Genomic DNA, 1252 nt, shown 5'->3' with positions numbered 1-1252 from the left:
CCCATTACTGGGTGATAGCTGCTCGCGCAGTACCGGGTTCCTGCTTCATCGGGCGGCCTGATTGCACCACGCCTCCACAGGCTAAAACGGCGTGTCCCGCCGCTAAAATATTGCGAGCGCCGTTCACATCGGCGTTCGCCTCATAACCACACGCAGCGCATTTAAACTGGCTTTGCGTCTGGCGGTTATCCTTCGCAGTATGCCCACAACAGGCGCACTGCTGGCTGGTGTAGGCCGGGTTTATCGCCAACACCTGACCGCCTCGCCATGCCTGCTTATATTCGAGCTGGCGGCGCAGCTCAAACCAGCCCTGATCTAATATCGAACGATTCAGCCCTGATTTTGCCCGGACGTTGCGCCCCGGCTGGCTGGTCGTGCCCGCTGCTGATTTTGACATGCTGGCAACCTTCAAATCCTCAATGACGATCATCGCGTGGTTTTTGCTGATAGTCGTTGTGACCTTGTGAAGGTAATCGCGGCGGGTATTGGCGATATGTGAATGCAGCCGCTGGATCTTGGCTTTTTGTTTCTTCCAGTTGCTGCTGAACTTTACCTTTTTGCTCAACTGGCGTTGGAGCCTTGCCAGCTTGGTCTGATTGGTTTTGAAGCTGTTGACGGGCTCAAACACCGTGCCATCTGACAGGGTTACGAGCTTGGCGATCCCCGCATCCAGCCCGACCATTGAGCCGGAGGGGTGAATTGGCTCGGACGTCTCCTGCTCGACCTGAAAGGAGATATACCAGTGCCCGGCTGCTTGGCTGACGGTCGCGTTTTTAATTTTCCCTTCAACTGGCTGGGACTGGCGAAACTTGACCCACGCCAGCCCGGCAGGCAGCTTCACTCGACCCTTTTCAAGGCGGCAATACTTGTCGAAGTTGACGAACCGGATAGCGTCGCGGTTGTCGCTTTTTTTCTTGAATACGGGTGCCTTGGCGGCGAGTTTCTTATCAAAGCAGCGCATCCACGCGCCATGCAAATCCTTGAGCTTCTGCTGGAGGTTGTCGGTATATGCCTCGGCCAGAAAGGCCATTTCTGGGTCTTTCTTCCAACTGGTGAGCATCCTGTTCAGCTCAAAGGCAGAAGGCAGTTTTTCGCCAGCATCCAGAATGCGTTTGGTTTCTGCCAGCCCGTGATTCCAGACATAACGAGCACAACCGCCCAACTGGCGCAGGCGTTGCGCTTGTTGTTCGGTCGGTTCGAGTCGGAATTTGTAGGCTTTCAGAATTTGCATTTAGCGCTCAGTGTGTAGCAT

At 55.0% G+C, this 1252-nt stretch carries 1 protein-coding gene; it reads right to left on the bottom strand.

From position 1 onward, the window contains the following. Positions 1-4 precede the first annotated feature (4 nt). Complete coding sequence (locus tag OKC31_RS21570; RefSeq protein ID WP_270657744.1) at positions 5-1231, bottom strand: RNA-guided endonuclease InsQ/TnpB family protein; 1227 nt, start codon at positions 1229-1231, stop codon at positions 5-7. Positions 1232-1252 lie beyond the last annotated feature (21 nt).

The sequence above is a fragment of the Aeromonas sp. Y293-4 genome (assembly GCF_027705905.1).
Lineage (GTDB): Bacteria > Pseudomonadota > Gammaproteobacteria > Enterobacterales > Aeromonadaceae > Aeromonas > Aeromonas veronii.
This window is presented reverse-complemented; position numbering and strand designations above follow the sequence as displayed.